The 24838-nt window shown below is 58.0% G+C and carries 19 protein-coding genes; 15 read left to right on the forward strand and 4 right to left on the reverse strand.

All coding sequences use genetic code 11. From position 1 onward, the window contains the following. Nucleotides 1–145: 145 nt before the first annotated feature. Entirely contained in the window at nt 146–997 is an 852-nt protein-coding gene (gene motA / locus DCO47_RS00260) for a flagellar motor stator protein MotA (RefSeq protein WP_024011357.1), read from the forward strand. 3 nt (nt 998–1000) lie between these two features. Continuing rightward, complete coding sequence (motB, locus tag DCO47_RS00265) at nt 1001–2047, forward strand: flagellar motor protein MotB (RefSeq protein WP_064363123.1); 1047 nt, start codon at nt 1001–1003, stop codon at nt 2045–2047. A gap of 254 nt (nt 2048–2301) precedes the next feature. Here motB and DCO47_RS00270 read toward each other — a convergent pair whose 3' ends face one another. The 3 genes from DCO47_RS00270 to rsgA form a co-directional block, all read right to left on the reverse strand. Continuing rightward, nucleotides 2302–2787, reverse strand: coding sequence for a toll/interleukin-1 receptor domain-containing protein (locus DCO47_RS00270; RefSeq protein WP_042607791.1), 486 nt, complete (start codon nt 2785–2787; stop codon nt 2302–2304). Further along, a complete protein-coding gene (locus tag DCO47_RS00275) occupies nt 2787–3746 on the reverse strand; it encodes a caspase family protein (protein ID WP_116657185.1) in 960 nt (319 codons plus the stop codon). Before DCO47_RS00275 ends, DCO47_RS00270 begins: the two co-directional genes overlap by 1 nt. 313 nt (nt 3747–4059) lie before the next feature. After that, nucleotides 4060–5091, reverse strand: coding sequence for a small ribosomal subunit biogenesis GTPase RsgA (gene rsgA / locus DCO47_RS00280; protein WP_024011360.1), 1032 nt, complete (start codon nt 5089–5091; stop codon nt 4060–4062). A gap of 107 nt (nt 5092–5198) precedes the next feature. Between rsgA and orn the strand changes: the two genes are divergently transcribed. The 7 genes from orn (at nt 5199) to DCO47_RS00315 (ending at nt 17043) form a co-directional block, all read left to right on the forward strand. Next, nucleotides 5199–5741: an oligoribonuclease gene (gene orn, locus DCO47_RS00285; protein ID WP_042607793.1), complete on the forward strand. Its 543-nt coding sequence runs from the start codon at nt 5199–5201 to the stop codon at nt 5739–5741. A 25-nt stretch (nt 5742–5766) separates the two neighbouring features. Further along, nucleotides 5767–6276 (forward strand): hypothetical protein, encoded by a 510-nt coding sequence (locus DCO47_RS00290; protein WP_064363118.1) that lies wholly within the window; start codon nt 5767–5769, stop codon nt 6274–6276. 146 nt (nt 6277–6422) lie between these two features. Further along, on the forward strand, nt 6423–7034 hold the full coding sequence (locus tag DCO47_RS00295; protein WP_042607795.1) for a trimeric intracellular cation channel family protein: 612 nt from the start codon (nt 6423–6425) through the stop codon (nt 7032–7034). 173 nt (nt 7035–7207) lie between these two features. Further along, a complete protein-coding gene (locus DCO47_RS00300) occupies nt 7208–8239 on the forward strand; it encodes a hypothetical protein (protein ID WP_116657186.1) in 1032 nt (343 codons plus the stop codon). Nucleotides 8240–8423: 184 nt separating this feature from the next. Beyond that, entirely contained in the window at nt 8424–10853 is a 2430-nt protein-coding gene (locus tag DCO47_RS00305; protein WP_133247381.1) for a DUF6543 domain-containing protein, read from the forward strand. A 337-nt stretch (nt 10854–11190) separates the two neighbouring features. Next, nucleotides 11191–12177 (forward strand): hypothetical protein, encoded by a 987-nt coding sequence (locus tag DCO47_RS00310; RefSeq protein ID WP_116657188.1) that lies wholly within the window; start codon nt 11191–11193, stop codon nt 12175–12177. Between the two features lie 84 nt (nt 12178–12261). Then, entirely contained in the window at nt 12262–17043 is a 4782-nt protein-coding gene (locus tag DCO47_RS00315; RefSeq protein ID WP_116657189.1) for an RHS repeat domain-containing protein, read from the forward strand. A gap of 25 nt (nt 17044–17068) precedes the next feature. Here DCO47_RS00315 and queG read toward each other — a convergent pair whose 3' ends face one another. Next, entirely contained in the window at nt 17069–18142 is a 1074-nt protein-coding gene (queG, locus tag DCO47_RS00320) for a tRNA epoxyqueuosine(34) reductase QueG (protein ID WP_116657190.1), read from the reverse strand. 63 nt (nt 18143–18205) lie between these two features. Between queG and DCO47_RS00325 the strand changes: the two genes are divergently transcribed. The 6 genes from DCO47_RS00325 (at nt 18206) to hfq (ending at nt 24831) form a co-directional block, all read left to right on the forward strand. After that, nucleotides 18206–19705 (forward strand): NAD(P)H-hydrate dehydratase, encoded by a 1500-nt coding sequence (locus DCO47_RS00325; protein ID WP_116657191.1) that lies wholly within the window; start codon nt 18206–18208, stop codon nt 19703–19705. Further along, nucleotides 19693–20163: a tRNA (adenosine(37)-N6)-threonylcarbamoyltransferase complex ATPase subunit type 1 TsaE gene (tsaE, locus tag DCO47_RS00330; protein ID WP_042607801.1), complete on the forward strand. Its 471-nt coding sequence runs from the start codon at nt 19693–19695 to the stop codon at nt 20161–20163. The genes DCO47_RS00325 and tsaE overlap by 13 nt, the downstream gene beginning before the upstream one ends. A 51-nt stretch (nt 20164–20214) precedes the next feature. Continuing rightward, nucleotides 20215–21594: an N-acetylmuramoyl-L-alanine amidase gene (locus tag DCO47_RS00335; RefSeq protein ID WP_371919849.1), complete on the forward strand. Its 1380-nt coding sequence runs from the start codon at nt 20215–20217 to the stop codon at nt 21592–21594. Then, nucleotides 21591–23498 (forward strand): DNA mismatch repair endonuclease MutL, encoded by a 1908-nt coding sequence (gene mutL, locus DCO47_RS00340; RefSeq protein ID WP_116657193.1) that lies wholly within the window; start codon nt 21591–21593, stop codon nt 23496–23498. Before DCO47_RS00335 ends, mutL begins: the two co-directional genes overlap by 4 nt. Beyond that, the gene (gene miaA / locus DCO47_RS00345) at nt 23498–24469 is read left to right on the forward strand and encodes a tRNA (adenosine(37)-N6)-dimethylallyltransferase MiaA (RefSeq protein WP_116657194.1); all 972 of its coding nucleotides are present in this window, start codon (nt 23498–23500) and stop codon (nt 24467–24469) included. The genes mutL and miaA overlap by 1 nt, the downstream gene beginning before the upstream one ends. Nucleotides 24470–24564: 95 nt before the next feature. Beyond that, nucleotides 24565–24831 (forward strand): RNA chaperone Hfq, encoded by a 267-nt coding sequence (hfq, locus tag DCO47_RS00350; protein WP_016771947.1) that lies wholly within the window; start codon nt 24565–24567, stop codon nt 24829–24831. Nucleotides 24832–24838: the final 7 nt, after the last annotated feature.

Raw genomic sequence — 24838 nt, forward strand, 5'->3', positions numbered from 1 at the left:
ACTGTAGACGCGCCCGGCATGGGCTAAATTGGCTTTTCGCCTGAACTGGCTATAGTCTGGCGCAGTTTTGCCGATAAGTAGAAGAAGAGATTTTTTAACTTCCGAATATGACCTTGAACCCGACTTAAACAAGTACCTTCTACCTATGGCTAAAATTATCGGCATCATCGTCGTATTCGCGAGCGTGCTCGGCGGATACGTGCTCTCCCACGGCAAGATTGCCGCCCTGATCCAGCCCTTCGAGGTGATGATCATCGGCGGTGCGGCCCTCGGCGCTTTCCTCCAGGCCAACCCCGGTTACATGACGATGCACGTGCTCAAGAAATCCCTGAGCATGTTCGGTTCGCGCTTCACCCACACCTTCTACCTGGAAGTGCTCGGGCTGATCTACGAGATCCTCAACAAGAGCCGCCGCGAAGGCATGATGGCTATCGAGGGCGACATCGAAGATGCCGCCGCGAGCCCGATCTTCGCCAAGTACCCTGCCGTGCTCAAGGATGAACGCATGACCGCGTTCGTCTGCGATTACCTGCGCATCATGTCCTCCGGCAACATGGCCCCGCATGAACTGGAAGGCCTGTTCGACATGGAGCTGTACAGCCTCAAGGAAGACCTCGAACACCCATCGCACGCGGTCAACGGCATCGCCGACGGCATGCCCGGTTTCGGTATCGTCGCGGCGGTACTCGGTATTGTGGTGACCATGGCCTCGCTGGGCGAGGGCGACCAGGCGTCGATCGGTCTGCACGTGGGTGCGGCACTGGTCGGTACCTTCTTCGGTATTCTCGCGGCGTACGGTTTCTTCGGCCCGCTGGCGCATTCCCTGGCCCACGATGCCAAGGAAGAGCTGAACGTCTACGAAGCCATCAAGGCCTCGCTGGTGGCTTCGGCATCCGGCATGCCGCCGTCGCTGGCGGTCGAGTTCGGCCGCAAGGTTCTGTACCCGGCGCACCGTCCAAGCTTTGCCGAGCTGGAACAAGCGGTTCGCGGTCGTTAAGTTATGGAAAATAATCAGCCGATCATCGTCAAGCGCGTCAAGCGCATTGCCGCCGGGCACCACGGCGGGGCGTGGAAAATCGCCTTTGCCGACTTTGCCACGGCGATGATGGCATTCTTTCTGGTGCTGTGGCTGCTGTCCACCGCCACGCCGGAACAGAAGATCGCCATCGCCGGTTATTTCAAGGACCCGGTCGGCTTCTCCGAAAGCGGCACGCCGTACATCATCGATCTCGGTGGCACGCCGACCCTGGCGCCGGAAAATACCCTCAACCCGGAAGTGAAGTCGCAGCCGCAGCCTGACAAGGTCACGGTCGACACCGAACAGGTGGAAGGCATGGCCGAACAGGTCGAGAAGGAGCGTCTCGAGCTGCTGCTGCAAGAACTGCAGAACAAGGTCGACGAGAACCCGCAACTGCAGAAATTCAAGGATCAGATCCTCTTCGAAATCACGCCGAACGGCTTGCGCATCCAGATCATGGACGCTGAGAACCGGCCGATGTTCGACTCCGGTTCCGCGCGCCTGAAACCGTACTTCGAAGACATCCTGCTGGCCATGGCCGACACCATCAAAGCGGTGCCGAACAAGATCAGCATCAGTGGCCACACCGACGCCAAGCCATACATCGGCACTGGCGATTACGGCAACTGGGAACTCTCGGCCAACCGTGCCAACGCGGCTCGTCGTGCCTTGGTCGCCGGCAGCTATCCGGATGCGCAAGTGGCGCGTGTGGTGGGTTATGCCTCGTCGGCATTGTTCGACCGGGAAAACCCGTTCAACCCGGTGAACCGCCGGATCGACATTGTCGTGCTGACCAAAAAAGCCCAGGCGGCGATTGAAGGTGCGCAGGGTCCTGAGGCGGCGAAACCGGCGGATCAGGGGCAGAACGGTGCTGCTCCGGCAGCCCCGGTTGATCCGAACGCATTGCCGGCGGACAAGCAGCCAGTGCCGGCTCACGAGTTGCGCGAACGCTTGAATCTGTTCGATGACGCCGCACCGAAGCCGGCTGAGCCGGGTGGGGCTGCGCCAGCGCCTGCGCCGAAGCAGTAAGTGACAAAAAAGCCGACAGTGATGTCGGCTTTTTTGTCAGGATTTTTTTTCGGCTTGAGAGTTGTGTAACCAGACAGACCTCTGCCCCTCACCCCAGCCCTCTCCCGAGGGAGAGGGAGCCGATTTCCGGGGGGCCAAAACCTGAGTTCGACTGAGTAATTTCAAGTCGACGTTATTCTTGAACGCGACACGGTCAGTCCCCTCTCCCTCTGGGAGAGGGTTAGGGTGAGGGGCTTTTCAGACGTGACGGCGTTCTAGAACCCACGACGAATCCGATTCTTCAACTGTTCATGAAACATCTCTGCATCACGCTTGTAGGCCCCTTTCACCGACTCGCTGATCGAGTCCAGCGTCATCGAGCGCTGGTTCGACACCTCATCCCGATACGCCTCGATAAAGAAATCCAGATCGCTAGCGGTACTCAGCTTCGGCCACTTGTCCAGATAGATCGGCAGCTCCGCCGGCCCGGTCTTGAACGTACAGATCCGCCGGTTGCTGATCGTCGCCTCGCCAATCTCAAACGGCACCCACCACGACAGCGCTGTCCTCTCCGACACCACCGCCAGCAAATGCGTGCATTCGGTGATGTTGCGGGTGATGACCCCGGTGATGTCGTCGGTGGTCTGCGATTCCGGATCGAGCACGTCCAGGTAAGTCCTGATCTTCGCCTGAGTCAGGCGGGTGTTGATGGCAATCGCATGAGCGCGATCCATATGGCGGTAGCTGATAAAGACGGGCATCAGAAGTGTCCTTTGAGGGCGAGTTCGCGGTAATAGGCGCCGAGCGCCGTCAGGCGGCAGCCGGTCGAGTGAATCGCGGCGTAATACATGTGCTCGGCGTCGACCGGTTCGATCAGGCTGTGGCGGTTGCACTTCTGCAACTGGGCGAAGACCTCGCCATGCTCGGGCACGAACGCCTTTTCAGTCGGCTCATAGCTGGGATCGAGCGGGAACACCGATTCGGCTTCGGCGAACCAGTCCGGCAATTTGCGCAGGATGTCCTTGGGGATCAGCGGCGAGACTTCGCGCAGGGAAATGAACTGCGACACATTGGTCTTAAACACCGGACGCTGTTCCCAGGGGCCGAGGGCGTTGTCCACGAAGGAATACAGGCTGCCGGGGGTGATCTTGCCGAGGATGTTCGCCGCGCCGCCATGCAGCGCTTGCAGGAGCAGGCCGGTGAATACGCCATGCTGCGCGCCCTCCATGGCCGGCTCGGTTTTTTTGCAAGCGGTGAGAATGCTCATGCCTTCGCCGACCATGCTGCTCTCGCTGCGCAAGGCGCGCACTTCGCCGGCCGAGCCGCTCTGGCAGCAGTCGAGGATGATCACTTTGTTTTTGATCCGCGTGGCTTTGTCCGCCCAGTTGAGAATGTCGCTGATGCGGATGCCGTCCTTGGGGGTACGGTAATCCTGGGGGATCAGCATGCCTTCATCGCTGTCGGCGTCGAAATCACCATGGCCGGCGAAGTACAGCAGAGCGACGTTGCTGTCGCCGGAAAACAACTCGCGGATCTGGTCCTCGATTTTCTCCCGGCTCAGATAGTCCTCAGCGGACGTCAACACGACATTCTTGAAATTGGGGTCGCCATTGGCGTTGGTTTTGAGTACCGACGCCATGGCCATGGCGTCGTTGCAACAGCCGCTCAACCCGCAAATATGCGCATAGTCATTGATGCCGATAAACAGTGCCTTGCGCATGGTTACACCACCGTGTGCAGGCTGTTCGCGCTGACGATTCTGTGGGGATTGCACACGTGGGCGATGCGAGACGATTGGCTGATGAATGAATGACAGCTTTGCATTGGATTCCTCTTGGATCGCAGTAAGCGAAGGAGGAAACGAATGTAGACCGCTGGTAAAGACCTACAAGGTCCGCGCGGCAAAACAGAAAGGTCCTGCAGGCAGGCGCGCAAAAGCCTACAGACAGGGCTGATGTTTAAAAAGGGCGTGATTGTGTCAGATGCGATCCGACAGCCGGCGGCCCATGGCGCAGGGCTGCCGGCGCGGCTGTTTAATAGCCGTTTTCAGGCAGGCTGGCGATGATCGAGCGGTAGCTGTTCATGCGCTGCTGCTGGATGCGGCCGTCTTCGAGCGCCTTGAGCAGCGCGCAACCCGGTTCGCGGTCGTGCTTGCAGTCGCGGAAGCGGCAGGTGCCGAGCAGGTCGTCGAACTCGATGAAACCGGCTTCGACATCGGCGCGGCTGACGTGGCCGAGACCGAATTCGCGGATGCCCGGGGAGTCGATCAGTTCGCCGCCGCCGGGGAAGTGGAACAGACGCGCGGTGGTGGTGGTGTGCGTGCCCTGTCCGGACAGCTCGGACAACGGCCCGACACGGGTTTCGACTTCCGGCAGCAGGCTGTTGACCAGCGACGACTTGCCGACGCCGGACTGGCCGACGAATACGCTGATGCGCCCGTCGAGCTGCTTTTGCAGCTGTTCCATGCCGTCGCCGTGGTGCGCCGAAACTTCCAGCACCGGGTAACCCAGCGTGCGATACACCGCCAGCAACGCGTTGAGCGCCGGGGCGTTCTGCTCGTCGATCAGATCGAATTTGTTCAGCAGCAGAAGCGGGCGGATGCCGGCATGTTCGGCGGCAACCAGATAGCGGTCGATCAGGTTGGCGTGGGGCTCGGGCAGCGGCGCGAAAACGATGACGATCATGTCGACGTTGGCGGCAACCGGCTTGAGCTGACCACGGCTGTCCGGGCGGCACAGTTCAGTGCTGCGCGGTAGTTGCGCGACGATCACGCCGATGCCTTGGTTACCGGCGCGCCAGACGACTTTGTCGCCAGTCACCAGCGCCGGCAGGTTGGCGCGCAAGTGACAGCGGAACACTTGACCGGCGAGTTCGCCGTCAACGGCCTCGACTTCGACCTGTACACCGAAGTGAGCGATCACCAGGCCGTGTTGCTCAGGGCCGAGGTCACCGCCCTCGAGGGCTTCGACCGCCGAGGACTCGCGTTTGGCGGCGCGTGCGGCGCGCTCGCCCTGAATCTTTTCGATGCGCCAGTTTTGACGACGATTGAGTTGGCGTTTGGCCATGGGTGTTCCGTCTGAAGAATGCAGCGATTAGGTAAAACGGCCGCGAGTTTAGCACGCCCGGCCACCGGCCTAGGCTAAACTGCGCAGCATTGCCTAGGAGCCCGAATATGCAAAACCCGCAGAACCTGATCTGGATCGACCTGGAGATGACCGGTCTGGACCCGGACAACGACGTGATCATCGAAATGGCTACCATCGTCACCGACAGTGAGCTGAACACATTGGCTGAAGGTCCTGTAATCGCCATCCATCACAGCGACGAAGTCCTTGCGCGCATGGATGAGTGGAACACCCGCACTCACGGCAACTCCGGCCTGACCCAGCGTGTGCGCGAGAGCCGCATCAGCATGGCCGAGGCCGAAGCCGAAACCATCGCCTTCCTGGAACAATGGGTGCCGAAGGGCAAGTCGCCGATCTGCGGCAACAGCATCTGCCAGGACCGTCGTTTCCTTTACACCCACATGAAGGCGCTGGAAAGCTACTTCCACTATCGCAACCTCGATGTTTCCACACTCAAGGAACTGGCCGCGCGCTGGGCGCCGGACGTGCGTGACAGCTTCAAGAAGGGCAGCACGCACCTGGCGCTGGACGACATTCGCGAATCCATCGCCGAGTTGCAGCATTACCGTAAGCATTTCATCAAGTTCTGATGGTGTTGTGCAGGAGCTGCCACAGGTGGCTCCTGTGCCTCGGACCAGCGCCGGGTACGCACGTTCTGGGTTTGCAGCGAAAATGTTGAAACCATTCAGATCGGTGCTTCCATTAAAGTTTGCTGACACCGTCATCCGCAGTAATGGGACAACGCTGTCGAGCAGGCATGACAGCAGTATCAGCATTGAAGCCATCCTGCCGGTCACCTACGCGATTGAGCAATTCCGTTGGGAAGATGTCTGGTACGACGGCGGATTCAGGAATCAACGTATTTACAAATACTATCTCGGCCTGTATCCCCATTCGCAGCAAGTCAAGTTGGTGGACTGGATTGCTGAAGGTCCGGTAAAGAATGTGGTATTTGCTTTCGGTAATAAAGTCGAAGCATGGAATGCAGTGTTTCAGGCAGGAATTCTGCTTCGCCCGGACAGGGAAGTTTTTCGCTTCACCGCTCTGGATCAATTCGGCACTGAGCATAAGTTGGCTATCCGCACTGACTTCAAAGAACGAAGCTTCAGGCTGGAACGCGGTTGATACTTCATTTTTTCTGAAATCCCACCGCCGGCATTCCGTTCCGTCACCCGTGACGGCGGCTTTGAATCGGAGCGAGCTTAGCGTCATCTCTGTCGGTGCCGGCGCCTAGTGGCTAAACTGCGCGCCTCACTGCCAGGATTGCCCCCATGTTGCTGATGCTCTATCTGATTGCCATCACCGCTGAAGCCATGACTGGCGCGCTGTCTGCCGGTCGTCGCGGCATGGACTGGTTCGGTGTGGTGCTGATTGCCTGCATCACGGCGTTGGGCGGTGGCTCAGTGCGTGATGTGCTGCTTGGGCATTATCCGCTGACCTGGGTCAAGCACCCGGAATACCTGGTGCTGACCTCGGTTGCGGCAATGTTCACCGTATTCACCGCGCGCTGGATGCGCCATCTGCGCTCGCTGTTCCTGGTGCTCGACGCTGTCGGTCTGGTGGCGTTTACGCTGATCGGCTGCATGACCGCTCTGGAAATGGGCCATGGCATGTTGGTGGCTTCGGTCAGCGGCGTGATCACCGGGGTATTCGGCGGCATCCTGCGGGATATTTTCTGCAACGACATTCCGCTGATTTTTCGGCGCGAACTGTATGCGAGTGTCTCCTTCGCTGCCGCGTGGTGCTACATGCTGTGTCTTTATTTGAATGTGCCGAGCGAACAAGCCATTTTGATCACACTATTCGGCGGGTTTTTGTTACGTCTGCTTGCCATCCGTTTCCATTGGGAAATGCCAAAATTCGTTTATAACGACGAGCATTAATAACTTTGCAGGGAATATTGGCCTGTCGAATAAAGTCCGGTAAATCACCATGGACTTGCAAGTGTATGTTTCTTACATTTTTCGCTTTGCTGTTTATTTGAAGGGTCTGTAGTTTTTTTGTTGGCATCTTTTCGATGTCAATATTCAAATACAACTTTTCAAGGAAATGCATCATGAGTGAAAGCATGGACGCTACACACGGTCACCAAACAATTGCGCCAGTACTTACAGGCCTCGCCCGTTTAAGCGTCAAGTTCGACGCCAATGACAGTACTCGCAGCAAAACACTGTTCGGTAATGGCCGGATGCAGGTCAAGGTTCAAGTTCTGGTTACCGGGGTAGACGCCGACGGCAATACCATGCACGTACCGGCTGATGTAATGGACAGTATCGAGCTCATTCATTACAGCACCGGCAATACGTTGCGCGACGGCTGGGCCGCGAGCACTGTGCAAGGTCGCTTTACCCTTGAGGCAAGGCCTTCACTCACTGCCTCAGAGGTTCACGACGATGATCTGGAAAATGATAGTGCCCATCCGCAGGTGCGCACGTTCTGGGTATCCACGTCCAGCGCCGGGACCACCCGGATTGGCGCGCGTCTGTCTCTGAACGGTGAGAGGATTCTCAGCAACGGAACCACACTTTCCAGTGTCCAGGACAGCAGTGTAACCATCGAAGCACAACCCCCTTCGGCGTACTCCATGGAAGAATTTCGTTGGTATCAAACCCGGCGCGGCGACGAGTTGCCGGGTAATCGGATCTGGAGCTATCGTCTGGGACTGTATCCGCGGGGGCAGCAGATCAAGCTGGTTGATTGGGTTGTAGACGGTATAGAGAAAGGGTCTGATCATGATTTTGCGGGGGGTAACAGGCTTAATGAAAGCAAAACCAATTATATGAAGGTCATTCTTGCCAGCCCTGAAACCCGTGAGGTGACAGTGTCCTTGCCGGTTAAAGGTGATCCTTTTGTATTCGCTTTTTTCCCCGACGCCCATACCTGGGAGGACGAGAATTATACTGTCAGGGTTCAGAGCGACGGCGAGTTTACCGTCGTACAAGCGCTGTCGGAATACTCGAAAATCGGAAAAGCATTCAAATACGGAAATAAACTTTATTTTCTGGCCATTGATGAACACGGCACGGAGCATAGGCTGGCGATTCGCGTGAACTTCTACGAGCGTAATTTATACCTGGAGCGAGGTTGAGTCTCCACTGATGCAATGTCGGTGGATGGAATAGATATATATATGCTTTTTGGCATGACGACTACCGATAAGCTGCGGTGTTCAGTTATCAGGTAATCGCACCGAACGTGCTGTTATTTATATCTAGCGTTGGCCCTCCAGCTATGCGAGGGCCAACACACCCATATATCAAGGATGAGTAGTCATGACTGGCAAACCGCCCAGAGTCAAACCTGTACCCGCCCCAACCAAAACCCCCGATTTCAGCGTAGAGGATGCTCACTGGTCATCCTCCGTTTCTTCATCAACGCCGGCTCTGCCCATCCCGCGCCGCCTGGAACCCGCGCATCCTTCTCTGGCGCCTGACCCGGCCGCATTGACGCCAGAGATCTGGGTGAGCGTGAACCCGAGCTCTTCCGTGATCAATGAACTCACGATGCACGTCGCGAAGTCTTCACTGGCAGATTACTGGATACCCACACCCAAAAAACTCGGCGAGTTCGATGCGCAAGGCATGCGGATCGTGAAGCAGCGTCAGTATGTTGCCGTAGACGATGACCATATGGTGCAAGTGGTGCTGGATGTCGAGAGTGGCCTGTTTCGTGCCACGCTGGCCAGTGAACTCGACCCTTCCGGCCCGCTGATGAAACCCGACAGCGAGGGCCGGTTCTGGGGCCCGCTTGACAGCGATTTCAGCACCGTCACCGATTCAATATCAGTACAAACCGCACAACTTTTCCGCCGGATGGGTCGTTCTGTGGCGCAGTTTTCCGACGCCACGGTTGCACGCCTGCTGGCAGTGAGTGGCGTCGATGAAGTCGTCCTGCGCGATGTGCTCATTAATGATCGTCCTGCGCCGTTTTTACTTGAGGACACCATCAGGCGCTTCGAACTTGATCAGAAGATTCAGGCGCAGGGACGCGGGGCCGCACCTGAGCGGTTTACGAGGTTCAAGGAACTGGAAGACGCATTTGAAGCCAATTGCGATGAACATACTTTACGGATGCGCCGGGTATTTCCAAATCTACCGAAAACGGCTGCACTGGCGATATGGCGCAACATGAGCGCCGCCGAGCGTTTACATATGCACAACCAGCCTGGCATGCCACAGCGAGTGGCGAAAGAGGCACTGGTGGCGCTTCGGGATATTCGCCTGGCGAGGGCCAGGGAAGGTATTTATCTGGAGGCGGTATCCAATCTGGACAGTGATCGGCTAGTGCTGCATATGCTCGGAAATCTCGCGAACTGGCCGCGGCAGATTGCTTTCGAGATTCGCCAGGGGGCTGGGGACGGGCCTGTGCTCAGCACTAGCGGCGACGCCCGGTCGCCGTTTCGTCACATACTGATTCGTGAGGATGATGGCTATGTCATCCAAAGCAGCGACGCCCAAATACCTGAGGGCTCGAAGGATCTGTATTCAGCCATCTGGCTTGTGTTGTTGCCCGGGCATCGCCGTTTGCTGGGTGTGACAGAAGGCGGGGGTGCGGCGCTGCAGCAGCTGATCCGTGCACTGCCGTTGCCGTCGCACCATGCCGTGAACGAATTGCTGGGGCTGCCGACGCTTCCGGTTACCGCCGATCCAGCCATCGCGCGATATGGGCAAACGGGGCATCTGCGAGGGGGAGGTGACGACAACCTGCTATCGCCCAATTCCGTTGTAGAGCGCGTACGTAATCTATATCCGCATCTTCCAGATGAGGAGGTGACGGCATTTATCACTGAGCGCTTGAAGAGTGATTCATCAGACGTTTTGTTTCGCCTGGAAACAGAGCTTGCGACGTTGCGTGAGGAATTGGCGGTATGGACGGCCGAAGGGACATTACCCCATACACCGACAGCGCAACCAGAAGGCGCGCCGACACCCGCCGGACAGCGCCAGGCTCGCGAGCAATTCAGCACAAAGTTGCAAGCTATCTGGCAACGCAAGTCGGTTTCGAAGTGGGACGAGGGAGACGATCATTTTTCTCACTACGTTGATTTTTCGGGTGAATTACCAAGGTTGTCCAGCCGGTTTGAATATGTAACAGAGTTGATATTGACCGCAAATGAACCGATAGCACGGATAGGTGCATTTCTTGACAGTTTTCCAAATCTTCAATCTTTGGGAGTCTTTGGCATAAAGACAGAGGAATTCCCGTCAGGAATATTTCAAATGCGCCAGTTAAGCGATCTTGCGCTGGACGGGTGCTCGCTGACACTATCCGAGGCCACAGTTGAAGGATTGTCCAGAATTGAAACGCTTACCCGCTTGAATTTGGCAAACAATCCTCTGACAGTTACTCCGCATGTAGGCTACATGGCTGGCTTGACCGGATTGATGCTGAGCAACGCAAATCTTACCAGCGTTCCTTCAGGCATAGATCGGCTCACGAAACTGGGTGTCGTGGCATTGCATGATAATAATATTTCAGACGTGGGATATGAACTGTTAGAGATTCCGGATACCCAGGATCTGTTCATCGGTTTATTGAATAATCCGCTGAGTGCCGCGTCAAGGCAGCGGATTGGTCAGTATCTTGAAAATTCCAGTATGGATCGAAAGGTGGAAATCCATACGGAGGATGTAGTTTTACAGTCCGACTCCGATAGTGAGTCCTCGGAGAGCGGTTTTTCGACAGGTTCAGAGAGTGACTGAATATTGGTTAAAGTAACGACTCCTTTGTTTTGCTGACATAGCCAGACAAGAAATAGACTACTCGATGGCTCCGCTTCTGATTCTGTGACGGTCAGGTCGGGAGGGGAGCAATCATTGAGTGCCAGAACCAAAGGATGGCAGGGGAGTTGTTGCAGGCGGCGTTATAAAACTCACGATTCTTGAAGATATTAGTATTTATGTGAGTTGTTGGAGGTGATGTTGAAATATTACTTCCTCATAATTTGTCTAATGTCGCAGCTGTTATTATTTAAATCTAGCCTCAATACTTTGCTGAGTCCTTAAAGGGCGAAATCTTCAGTCAGCCAGGTATTGTTAAATGTTTAATGATCATATTGGTATTTCTCGTATCGAGGTAAAACTCGACGCCACAAGGTCGGGCCAGCATAAAGTGCTGTATGCCAACGGACGTATGCAGGTGCGCGTGTTGGTGCTTCTGCACGGGATCGATAACAACGGCGATGGTGCATCACTGCATGGGCACCCCGCCTTACAGTCCCTGCGACTTATTGACTATAACGGTGCTCGGCCTCTGGAAGGGGCCTGGAGCGTTTCGTTGCAGGAAAACCGTTATGCCCACGAAATGTCAGGGGGGGCACCGCGGATTACCGAAATCCCACGTGCCACGCATAACCGGTTAAGCAACGACTCTGATCCGGTGCAGATTTTTCAGTTTTGGGTTTCGGCCACCCGGCCTGGTGTCATGGAAGTAGCCGCTGAAATCGTTATGGATAACGTGGTATTGCGAAGTAACGGAATTGGTTTTGACAGCAGTGTCACACTGGAGGCGATCCCGCCGAAAAAATATAACCAGAGTAGTTTTTCTCTTCACAAGTACGGCACGTTCAGCGAAAGAGTCTACGAGGAACGCGTTCAGTATTTTCATCTCGGACTTCACGCTGACGGTCGTCAGATTCAGCTGCTCGACTGGTATAGCAACGATATAGAGCTTAACCCGTATGATGCTGAAGATGCAGTGATGGTGTACTCGTCAGGCACGATAAACCACTACAGTGGCGGCGGCAGAACTTTCTATGGTTATCTGGCGCCGATATACGGACGATCGGCCTCGGTCAATACTCCTCTCGGTTACATTACCTTTCCGATTAACGATGTGCAGGGCGTGTTGACTCTTGTGCAGCGCACGACTCTGCAGACAGAGGAGAAGCCGGCAACCGGCGAAACCTTCGAAGTTGCCGTTATTGATGAGTTCGGTACGGAGCACTGGCTTGGTATCAAAGGTGATATAGAGCAGCGAACTTTCATTCTGGGTGAATCGAAGCGTTCGACAAAACAATCTGCCTGATTTCATCTGCATGGTCAGCGGGTTCTCGCTGGCCGTTTTTTGATCTGCCAGTAGCACAATCTTGAAATAAAGGGACGTTTTTCAATGGCAAATAATTCATCTTCCGCTGTTCATTCAAACGCTTTCAACTTTGGTGAGTTTGTATCAGGAGGCGTTGACCCGCGCACCGGCATGTACACAAGCTCCTTTTCCTTGGGAAAGTTGCACTCGTCGGATCTGAACGGTCCTGAATTTGCACTTTCCCTGAGCTTCAATCCGCTCAACCAGGCGGACTCCGGTTTCGGCATCGGCTGGTCTTTGACGATGACCAATTACGACATGCTCAGCAAAGTCATGACGCTGTCCAACGGTGAGCGCTACAAGGCTGTGGAAACATCTACCGGTCTGAAGTTCAGGGAAATGAAGCTGCAAACGGCGAAGGTATTGGTGACCGGAGCAGGGCGCTATGAAGTTCGATACAAGGATGGTCGGCGTGAACTGCTCAAGGTCCTGGCTGGCACTCAGGTCGCCGTAGCGGAAAAAATAATCGCGGCGAACGGTGTGAGCATTTCGCTCACGCATGAATTATTCAATCAGTTTCCCAGACTGGCCGAAATCCGTGATGCCAAACGATGCCTGCTGAAAATTACCCGCACTGAAGGTCAAGTGAAATTGACCCGGCATCCTGACACTTCGTCCAGTTCAACCTACAAGTTGATCTTGAAAAACAGTCGGGTAACGGCCATCGAGCTTCCGGTCGGTAACGGCTGGGAGCTGGAATATGAAATCATCGATGAGGCCAGCTACTTGTGGCGCGTCGTCAACCCGTTGCGTGGCGTAGAAATCATTCGCTACAAGCGCCAGGGTCACCATTTCGTCAATGACGGGGAAAAGACACTCCCGTTTGTCATTGCTCACGATGCTTATCCAGGACGTGGCCAGCCCCGGCTTTGCAGGGCATACACATACTCCGACCATAATTTTCTCGGACAAGGCCTTCTCCCGGCCACGGACAATGATCTGGATCCGCTCTATCTGGCGCCCGGTCACTATGTCTACACCTCGGACGAGCAGTTGCTGGTGAGCGGCAAAGTCCATACCCGCATTAAACGCACCTACAACAAGTTCCATCTGTTGGTGGCTGAGGTTACAACCTGCGGCGACGCCCAGATCGCCACCGCCACGGAGTATCACGGTTCTGTCGCCAAACCTTTCAATGAGCAGTTGGCGCAGTTCCGCCTGCCGAAGGTTCAGACGGTGACTTACCTCGATCGGCGTACTCAGCAGAAGCGCGAGGAAACGACCGTCACCGAGTTCGATGGCGAAGGCAACCTGATCAGGCATGTCGAGCCGAGCGGGGTGACGACTTCGACGGAGTTTCATCCGGCAAGCGGAGGCGACAATTGCCCCGAGGATCCGCTGGGGTTTTCCAGATTTCCAAGGAAAAGGACGGTCACCGCTGCCGCGTCGGGCGGTGCTGCGACGGTCACGTACTACGACTATGCCCTGCACCCGGCGTTGGAAGGTGCGGAACTGCCATCCGTATTACCGATCAAGGAGCGTTTTTACGAAGTTGTGGAAGGTGTTGAGGTCTTGCGTTCGAAAACCGAACGCAGTTACCTGGACGCGCCCAAGGACCCGCTCAAGCACGGGGCCACGAAAGAGCAAAGCATCATTCTGAATGATAAAAAAACCTCTACCGAGTTTTCCTATGAGCTTGAGGGTGACAGGTTGCGGGTCAAGTCCAGCACACGCGGATTTGACGGCGCGCTACAGGCCAGTGAGAAGGTGCTGTCGACGCTGACCGGATTACAGGTCTCTGAAATCGCTGTCGAGGGCGAGCGCATCGAGCATGAATACGATGCGATCGGCCGCGCAGTGTGCAAAACGGTTGCTTCCGGCACCCCCTATGCTGCCTCTACCCGGTGGGCCTATCTGGCCGCCAGCAAACAGCAGCCGGCTACCGTGGTGACTACCGATCCCGTTGGCGGCGAGCAAAGAGTGACCTATGACGGCCTGGAGCGGGTAGTCACCGTTCAGGAAAAGGACTGCGATCATCCCGACAAGGACGGTCTCATCCAGACGCGCACGCTTTATTCTGCCCTGCATGATTCGGTCGGTCATAAGGTGAAAGCGACGCTGACGGATTGGCGTGATGGCAAGCCGTGTCCGGTCAGCACCCGCTACGAATTCGATTCCTGGGGCCAGGTCTGCAAGACGCTGCATGCCGATGGGCGTATCGAACACAGCGAGATGGATCCGGTCCTTCGCCAGCAAACCAACCGGCTCCAGGGGATGGGCAGGACACTCACCGTCATTAGCGACTTCGGTAAACCGCTCAGTGTCGAGAGCTTCAATCTGAAGAACAAGAGTCTCGGCAAGACCGTTTACACCTATGACGGATTCGGGCGCACAACCAGCGAGACAGATCCCGTCGGCAATACCACTCGATATGAATACGACGTTTTTGACCGGATAATTCGCACCGTCCTGCCTGACGCCAGTGAGGTAGTGACCGACTACGCCGAACATAGCGATGAAGGGCTGCCGATCGGCATCAAGGTCGGTGACAAAGCGTTGGGACAGCAGGCCTACGATGGTCTGGGTCGTTTGATACAAAGTACCGTGGGCGGACGAAAGTCCGAGGCTGGCTATGAAGCGGGCTTCACTCAGCCACAGTGGTTCAAGAGTGCTGATGGCCAGAAAACCGAATTCACTTACTTGCGCGATCTGGGCGGTTTGCTGACTGAGCGCAAGGCGGGGGGGCTGGTCACGACCATGACTTATGACCCCGTCAGCGGCAATCCCTTGACCTGTACCGAAAACGGCAGGGAACGCCGTTTCACCTATTACCCTTCCGGGCGCGTGAAAACCGAAACGACGACCCTTGGTGCCGTCACGAAAGCAACATCCCGTACCTGGTCCCTGCAGGGGCGGCCGATCACCCATGTCGATGTACTCGGAGCCGAAAGCACATCCGAATACGATCAGCATGGTCGCCTGCTATCCACCTCGCAGGGCACGCTGAAAACCGAGTTCCACTACAACATACAGACGGGGATGCTGGACTGGACTAAAACCGAAGAAACCTCGATCAAGCGTCAGATGATCACCCGGTTTGCCTATGACGATGTCGGTCGCGAAACCCGCCGTACATTCGAGATTCAGGGCCAGCCCGACCAGACCCTGGAGTCGACTTACACGCTGGCTGGCAAACTGGCGCAGAAAGTCTCCAGGCGTGGCACGCAACTATTGCGTGACGAGCAATTCACTTACGATGTGCGCGGGCGTCTGATCCAGTACGACTGTGCCGGCACCCACAAGCCCCGCGATCCGTATGGCAAGGAAATTGTCCAGCAAACGTTCACCTTCGATGCGCTGGATAACATCCTCACCGTGCAGACTAAGTTCCCGCTGGGCGTGAATCTGACCACGTTCAGTTATGACAATCCCGATCCCGCCCAGCTCAGCGCAGTCAAACATTCCCATGTCGACTATCCACCGGCAGTGACGCTGGAATACGACGCCAACGGCAGGATGATCAAGGACGACCAGGCGCGGACTCTGGCCTATGACGCCTTCGGACGTCTTGAGCAATTGTCCGGCGCAGGGGGATCAGTCATTCGTGGCTACCATTACGACGGTTTCGACGATCTGGTTGAACTGTCGCAACCCGAAAAGACAACTGTGCAGCGTTACTACCACGCAGGCCGGGTCGCCAATGAGGTGAGTGGTGAAAATTCATCCAGTGTTGTGCGTCACGGTGGCGCGCTGGTGGGCCAACAGCAATTTGGTTTGCACGCTGGCGCGCAGCTATTTCGGACCGATCAGCAGCAAAGCGTGCTGGCAACGCTGGGCAAGGAACAGCTCACCGATTGCGCCTACAGCCCTTACGGCCATCGTCCTGCCGAGGGTGGTTTGTTCAGCCTGGCGGGGTTCAACGGCGAGCAGCTGGATCCGGTGACCGGGCTGTATCTGCTGGGTAACGGTTACAGGGCCTATAGTCCGACATTGATGCGATTCCTCGCCCCCGACAGCATGAGTCCGTTCGGCGCGGGCGGATTGAATGCCTACAGTTATTGCCTGGGCGATCCTGTCAATCGTGTCGACCCTACCGGGCATATCTCCTGGCAATCGATATTGGGCATCGGCCTCAGTATTCTCGGGATCGTTGCCAGCGTGTTGACGATGGGCGCCGCGACGCCATGGGCAGTGGCGGCGCTGGGGCTGGCCGTGACTTCAGGCCTGGCGGGTATTGCCAGTGAAGTGGTCAATGAGCTGGCACCGGATTCTCAAGCAGGCGAGATATTGGGCTGGATCAGTTTCGGTCTCGGGCTGGCTTCGCTCGGTGCAGGTTTGGCGGCGGGTGCAAAAGCTGCTGTGAATGCGGGCAGGAAGATGGCTTCAGCTTTTAGCCAAGGACTCAGTGGCAGGGGCGCAGGAAAAGCGGGGAAATATTTAAAGAAGGGTGGAAAAGGCGCCAAGGCTGCGGCCAAAAAAGCCAATGCTCCCGTGGAGGCAGTGGCAGATGAACCTTGGCAATTGGTCAGGGCCACCGGGACGGATGACGTGTTCAGCGCCCCCGTCTACGATAATTATCGGAAGAAGGCAGACGATTTCTACAAACTCATTGAAAGCAATAAGTCTGCCCGCCAAGCAGCTGGGGAGGCGGGTCTTGCGTACTCGGAACTAGCCAAATACAGCCAAACCAGAAAGTTAACGCATGTTTATATGACGAAGATCACTGGAGGCGGGCATCGTATTTATCTTCTGGAGGATAGTGCAACGAGAGTTTGCAAAGTCCTTCAGTCGGGCGGCCATTGGTCTCCCGGGCAAACTTCCGCAAGAATAAGAGCGGCGGGAAATATGGATACAGCTCGGACGTGAGCAACCTGAGTACTTTGTTTGCCATTTATAGGTTTGAAGGTCTGGAGTGCCGTTCCAGTGCCCACTCCACATGTTCCCTGACCAACTCTGACGGATGATCCCGTCGCGCCTTCAACGCTTCCAGCACCGGAATCGTTGAAGGCGCATTGCCCAGTCCTACCGCCAGATTCCTCAACCAGCGCTCATACCCCGCCCGCCGCAACGGCGAGCCTTCGGTACTGCTCAGGAACGTCTCTTCATCCCATAAAAACAGCTCGGCCAGCTCGGCGTTGTCAAGGTTGTGCCTTGGCTTGAAATCGCCTTCCCCGGAGGGCTTGGCGAAGCGGTTCCATGGGCAGACGATCTGACAGTCATCACAGCCAAATACGCGATTGCCGATCAATGGACGCAGGTCTGCAGGGATGGCGGTTTTCAGTTCGATGGTCAGGTAGGAAATGCAGCGCCGCGCATCCAGCACGTACGGGCCGACGAAGGCGTTGGTCGGGCAGATGTCCAGACACGCAGTGCAACGGCCGCAATGCTCGCTGCTATGCGGTTCGTCCACCGGCAGCGGCAGGTCGACGAACAGCTCGCTGAGGAAGAAATAACTGCCTGCCTTGCGATTCAGTACAAGGGTGTTTTTGCCGATCCAGCCCAGCCCGGCTTGCTCGGCGATGGCTTTTTCCAGCACCGGCGCGCTGTCGACAAAGGCGCGAAAACCGAACGGGCCGATCTGCGCCTGAATCCTGTCGGCCAATTGCTGCACACGTTTACGGATCAATTTGTGGTAATCGCGGCCCAAGGCATAACGCGACACGTAGGCTTTTTCCGGTTCACCCAGGCGTTTGGCCATTTCGGTATCGCCCGGCAGGTAGTCCATGCGCAGCGAGACCACGCGCAGCGTGCCCGGTACCAGCTCTTCGGGGTGCGAGCGTTTGCTGCCGTGGGCGCCCATGTAGTCCATTTCGCCGTGGTAGCCGGCCTCGAGCCAGCGCGCGAGGTGCTGCTCATGCTCGGCCAGATCCAGACCGCTGATGCCGACTTGCTGAAAGCCCAGCTCGCGGCCCCAATCCTTGATCGATTGGGCGAGGGCGGGCAGGTCTGTGGTGATGGCGGACATGAGGCGAGAGAAACCGGAGCTGAGGTGCGTATAATTCTGCCAGACATCGGAGCCCGAAGACGCATGCCGCAGACGAAAGATGATTTACCCGACGCGCTGTACCGCGCCGCGCAGGTGCGCGAACTCGACGCACGGCTGATTGCCGCGGGGACGCCGGGCTTCGAATTGATGCAGCGCGCCGCCCGCGCCACTTGGCGCGCACTGCTGCGCAAATGGCCGGCAGTGAATGAACTGACGGTGCTCGCCGGGCACGGCAACAATGCCGGTGACGGTTATCTGGTGGCCGCACTGGCGCTGCGGGCAGGTTGGACCGTGCGCGTACTGGCGGTCGGCGATCCGCAGCGTTTGCAGGGTGATGCCGCACTGGCCCGTGCCGAATCCATAACTGCTGGCGTTGCGGTGCAGAGCTGGCAGGCAGAGAACGAGCTGCGCGGTGTCGTCCTCGATGCCCTGCTCGGCACGGGTCTCACTGGCCAAGTGCGTGAGCCGTATGCCGCTGCCATCGCCGCCATCAATGCCAGCGGTTTACCGGTGGTGGCCGTCGATATTCCCTCCGGGCTGTGCGCCGACACCGGTCGGGAACTGGGCGTCGCGGTGCGTGCCGATCTGACGGTGACATTCATCGGTATGAAGGTCGGGCTGTTGACCGGCGATGCAGCGGATCATATCGGTGAACTGGTCTTCAACGATCTGCAAGCCACCGATGACATTTTCAGTGACATTCCTGTCTGCGCTCGACGCCTCAGCGCCGCTAATCTTCCGGCACTTGCGCCGCGCGCGCCGACTTCGCACAAGGGCCGCTTTGGCCATGTGCTGTTGATCGGCGGCGATCATGGTTTCGGCGGGGCGATTCTGCTCAGCACTGAAACGGCGTTGCGCAGCGGCGCGGGCATGGTGTCGCTGGCGACCCGTCCCGAGCATGTGCCGGCAGCGCTCACTCGCGTGCCGGAAGCCATGGCCCTCGGCACCTCGTCTGCCAATCAACTGATGGGCCTGCTGGAAAAGGTTTCGGTATTGGTCGTCGGACCGGGCCTTGGCCAGGCAAGCTGGGGTCGCGCCTTGTTGTCGGCAGCCGCCAATGCGTCGGTACCGCAGGTTTGGGACGCCGACGCGTTGAACCTGTTGGCCGGCGGTTTTGTCCAGTTGCCCAGGGATTGCGTGATCACCCCGCATCCGGGCGAGGCGGCGCGCCTGCTCGGCATCAGTACTGGCGAAGTACAGGCCGATCGTCCGGCCGCTGCATTGGCGTTGAGCAAAAAGTATTCAGCGGTAGTGGTTCTGAAAGGCGCCGGTAGTTTGATCGCGCATCCCGATGGGCGTCTGGCCCTGTGTCATCAAGGCCATCCGGCAATGGCCACGGGCGGGCTCGGTGATGTGCTGGCCGGTCTGACCGGCGCATTGCTGGCGCAAGGCATGGACGCGTTCGACGCTGCAAGCCTGGCCGTCTGGCTGCACGCCAATGCCGGCCTGCAACAAGGCAAATTCGGCCGTGGGCTGGCGGCCAGTGATCTGATTCCAGCCATTCGTCAGTTGTTGGAGGAGCATGCACCGTGTCTGAAGTAACCCTGTACCTGGCCGATGAACAGGCCATGAGCGACTTTGGCGCACGGATCGCCCGCGTGACCCAGGGCCATGGCCTGATTTTTCTCGAAGGCAATCTGGGCATGGGCAAAACCACCCTGTCGCGGGGCATCATTCGCGGGCTGGGTCATGTCGGCGCGGTGAAAAGTCCGACCTTCACCTTGGTTGAACCCTACGAGATCGGTGACATCCGCGCCTTCCACTTCGACCTGTATCGCCTGGTCGATCCGGAGGAGCTGGAGTTTCTCGGCATCCGCGACTACTTCGAAGACGACGCGATGTGCCTGATCGAATGGCCCGATAAAGGTGCAGGCTTTTTGCCAAAGCCTGACCTGACCATTACCATTGGCCCGCAAGACAGCGGGCGTTCGCTGAAAATTTTAGCCGAGGGCTCGCGTGGCGAGGCCTGGTGTGCCGCTTTGGCATTGGAATCCAATTAAATGATGGGGTTTGGTATGCGCTTTCGCGCGTTGGTGGCTGCCGCTGGACTGATGTTGATGGCAGTAACCGTCAACGCTGTGGCCGATTCAAAGGTCAACAGCGTGCGCCTGTGGCGGGCGCCGGACAACACGCGACTGGTCTTCGACCTGAGTGGCCCGGTGCAGCACAGCGTCTTTACCCTGACCGCGCCGGACCGGCTGGTGATCGACATCAATGGCGCCACGTTGGGCGCACCGTTGAACGTGCAGACCGCGAACACGCCGATCACCGCGATGCGCTCGGCCCAGCGTACGCCGACCGACCTGCGGGTGGTCATCGACCTTAAAAAAGCCGTCACCCCGAAAAGTTTCTCGCTGGCGCCGAACGCGCAGTACGGCAACCGTCTGGTGGTCGATCTGTTCGACAACCCGGCCGATGCCGCGCCGCCGCCAGCTCCAACGCCGTCGGTGGCGACCTTGCCGGCAGTGCCGGTGACCCCGACTGAGCCGGCGATCAAGCTGCCGCCAGCGCCGGCCGGCAAGCGCGACATCATTGTCGTGATCGACGCCGGCCACGGTGGCGAAGACCCGGGGGCGTCCGGTTCGCGCGGCCAGCGTGAGAAAGACGTGGTGCTGCAGATCGCTCGCGAACTGCAGCGTCAGGTCAACGGCATGAAAGGCTTCCGCGCCGAACTGACCCGGACTGGCGATTACTTCATTCCATTGCGCGGGCGTACCGAGATCGCCCGCAAGAAGGGCGCCGACCTGTTCGTCTCGATCCACGCCGACGCCGCACCGTCCGCAGCCGCTTTCGGTGCGTCGGTGTTCGCCCTGTCCGATCGTGGTGCTACCTCCGAGACCGCTCGCTGGCTGGCCGACAGTGAAAACCGATCCGACCTGATCGGCGGCGCCGGCAACGTCAGCCTCGACGACAAGGATCGCATGCTCGCCGGCGTCCTGCTCGACCTGTCGATGACTGCGTCGCTGACCTCCAGTCTCAACGTCGGCCAGAAGGTTCTGACCAACATCGGTCGCGTTACGCCGCTGCACAAACAGCGCGTGGAACAGGCCGGCTTCATGGTGTTGAAGTCGCCGGATATCCCGTCGATCCTGGTCGAAACCGGCTTTATCTCCAACGTCAACGAAGCGAACAAACTGTCTGCATCCAGCCACCAGCAGGCCCTGGCCCGATCGATCAGCAGCGGCGTGCGCCAGTTCTTCCAGCAGAATCCGCCACCGGGCACCTACATCGCCTGGCTGCGTGATTCCGGCAAGATTGCCCAGGGCCCGCGCGACCACCGCGTCGGCCCTGGGGAAACCCTGGCGATGATCGGCGTGCGCTATCAAGTCTCCCCGGCCACTCTGCGCGCCGCCAACAACCTGAAAAGTGATGAGCTGAAAGTCGGTCAGCACCTGACCATTCCCGGCACCGAACTGGCGTCCAAAGAATGAACCAGGTATTGAACACTGCGCGCATCGAGCTGCTCAGCCCGCGGCTGGCGAACCAGATCGCCGCCGGTGAAGTGGTTGAACGTCCGGCCTCTGTTATCAAGGAGCTGCTGGAAAACAGCCTCGACTCCGGCGCCAAGCGTATCGACGTCGATGTCGAGCAGGGCGGCGTCAAGTTGCTGCGGGTGCGCGATGACGGCAGCGGCATTTCTGCCGATGACCTGCCGCTGGCTCTGGCCCGTCACGCCACCAGCAAGATCCGCAACCTCGAAGACCTTGAACAGGTGATGAGCTTGGGGTTTCGTGGCGAGGCGTTGGCGTCGATCAGCTCTGTGGCGCGTTTGACTCTGACCTCGCGCACCCGCGATGCCGATCAGGCCTGGCAGGTCGAGACCGAAGGCCGCGACATGGCACCGCGCGTGCAGCCGGCGGCGCATCCGGTCGGCACCTCGGTGGAAGTTCGCGACCTGTTCTTCAACACCCCGGCCCGGCGCAAATTCCTCAAGACCGAAAAAACCGAATTCGATCACCTGCAGGAGGTGATCAAGCGTCTGGCGCTGGCGCGTTTCGACGTGGCATTTCATCTGCGCCACAACGGCAAGACCATCCTCAGCCTGCACGAGGCCCATGACGATGCGGCCCGTGCGCGGCGCGTGGCGGCGATCTGCGGTTCCGGTTTCCTCGAACAGGCCCTGCCGATCGAGATCGAGCGCAATGGTCTGCACCTGTGGGGCTGGGTCGGTTTGCCGACTTTCAACCGCAGTCAGGCGGACTTGCAGTATTTCTTCGTCAACGGTCGGGCGGTGCGCGACAAACTGGTGGCCCATGCGGTGCGCCAGGCTTATCGCGACGTGCTGTTCAACGGCCGGCATCCGACCTTCGCGTTGTTTTTCGAGGTCGATCCGGCAGCAGTAGACGTCAACGTCCACCCGACCAAGCACGAAGTGCGCTTCCGTGACGGGCGCATGGTTCATGACTTCCTGTACGGCACGCTGCACCGTGCGCTGGGCGACGTGCGACCGGAGGACCAACTGGCCGGTTCGGTCACCACGGCGATCGTTCGACCCAGCGGAATCGAGGCGGGCGAATTCGGCCCGCAGGGCGAGATGCGTCTGGCCGCCAATGCGCTGCTCGAGCAGCCGCAGGCGCAACCGGCGTTCAACACGTCATCCGGTGCCAGCGCTGGCGGTGCCTATCAGTACCAATACACGCCGCGGCCGCAATCGACAGTGCCTGCCGCCGAGGCGCAAGCCGCTTACAAAGAGTTTTTCGCGCCGCTGCCAGAAGCCAATGCCAACGCGCTTCCGGCTGGTCAGGAAGATATTCCGCCGCTCGGCTATGCACTGGCGCAGCTCAAGGGCATCTATATCCTGTCTGAGAACGCCCATGGCCTGGTGCTGGTGGACATGCATGCCGCCCACGAGCGGATCATGTACGAACGCTTGAAAATCGCCATGGCCAGCGAAGACCTGAGTGGTCAGCCGTTGCTGGTGCCGGAGTCGCTGGCGGTCAGTCAGCGCGAGGCCGATTGCGCTGAAGAACATGCGGCGTGGTTTCAGCGACTTGGTTTTGAGTTGCAGCGGCTTGGCCCGGAAACCCTGGCGATCCGGCAGATTCCTGCGTTGCTCAAACAGGCGGAAGCCAATCGGCTGGTCGGCGATGTTCTGTCGGACCTGATGGAATATGGCACCAGCGACCGCATTCAGGCGCACCTCAACGAACTGCTCGGCACCATGGCCTGCCACGGCGCGATCCGCGCCAACCGGCGTCTGGCCCTGCCGGAAATGAACGGCCTGCTGCGCGACATGGAAAACACCGAGCGCAGTGGCCAATGCAACCATGGCCGACCGACCTGGACCCAACTGGGCCTGGACGATCTGGACAAACTGTTCCTGCGCGGTCGTTGATGAGCCAGCTCCCTCCAGCGATATTTCTGATGGGCCCGACCGCTGCGGGCAAGACCGATCTGGCCATCGAGCTGACCAAGGTGCTGCCGTGCGAATTGATCAGCGTCGATTCGGCGCTGGTCTACCGCGGCATGGACATCGGCACCGCCAAGCCTTCGAAAGAGCTGCTGGCCCAATACCCGCACCGGCTGATCGATATCCTCGACCCCGCTGAGGCGTATTCCGCTGCCGATTTCCGCCGCGACGCCCTGCAAGCCATGGCCGAGATCACCGCGCGGGGAAAGATCCCGCTACTGGTCGGCGGCACCATGCTCTATTACAAGGCTCTGGTCGAAGGTCTGGCCGACATGCCGGCGGCCGATCCCGAGGTGCGCGCACAGATCGAGGAAGAAGCTGCACGCCTGGGCTGGCAAGCGCTGCACGATCAGTTGGCGCAAATCGATCCGGTGTCGGCGGCGCGGATTCATCCAAATGATCCGCAGCGCTTGAGTCGGGCGCTTGAAGTCTATCGAGTCAGCGGGCAGAGCATGACCTCCCTGCGTGAGCAACAATCTGCGCAAAGTACTGAAGCAGCCGCTTCGGGACGCCAACAATTGCCCTATACTGTCGCGAACCTGGCCATCGCTCCGGCGAATCGTCAGGTTCTGCACCAGCGAATTGAACAAAGATTCACAAATATGTTGGAACAGGGATTCATCGACGAGGTCGTAGCCCTGCGTAAAAGAAGTGACCTGCATGCCGGGTTGCCGTCTATACGTGCGGTAGGCTACCGCCAAGTCTGGGATTATCTGGACGGCAAGCTGACATTGGCCCAGATGCAGGAGCGCGGCATCATCGCCACGCGCCAATTGGCCAAGCGCCAGTTTACCTGGCTGCGCAGCTGGGACGATTTACACTGGCTGGACAGTCTTGATTGCGACAATCTGCCACGCGCCTTGAAATACCTCGGGACCATCTCCATATTGAGCTGAGTCCTTGCAATTGCCGTCTATCCTTGGGGGTGTGACGGCCGAAGCCATCTGAATTTACCTGTTTTTATTATTGAATCCTTAAAGGAGTGCGGCACATGTCAAAAGGGCATTCGCTACAAGACCCTTACCTGAACACTTTACGTAAAGAGAAAGTCGGGGTTTCCATCTACCTGGTCAACGGTATCAAGCTCCAAGGAACGATCGAGTCGTTCGACCAGTTCGTGATCCTGCTGAAAAACACCGTCAGCCAGATGGTCTACAAACACGCTATCTCGACCGTCGTGCCGGTTCGTCCAATTCGTCTGCCTAGCGCAACCGAAAACGAACAGGGCGATGCCGATGCAGCGCCGGGTAACGCCTGATAGGAGT

Origin of the sequence: Pseudomonas sp. NDM (assembly GCF_003105095.1) — a bacterium.
GTDB classification, from domain to species: domain Bacteria; phylum Pseudomonadota; class Gammaproteobacteria; order Pseudomonadales; family Pseudomonadaceae; genus Aquipseudomonas; species Aquipseudomonas moraviensis_A.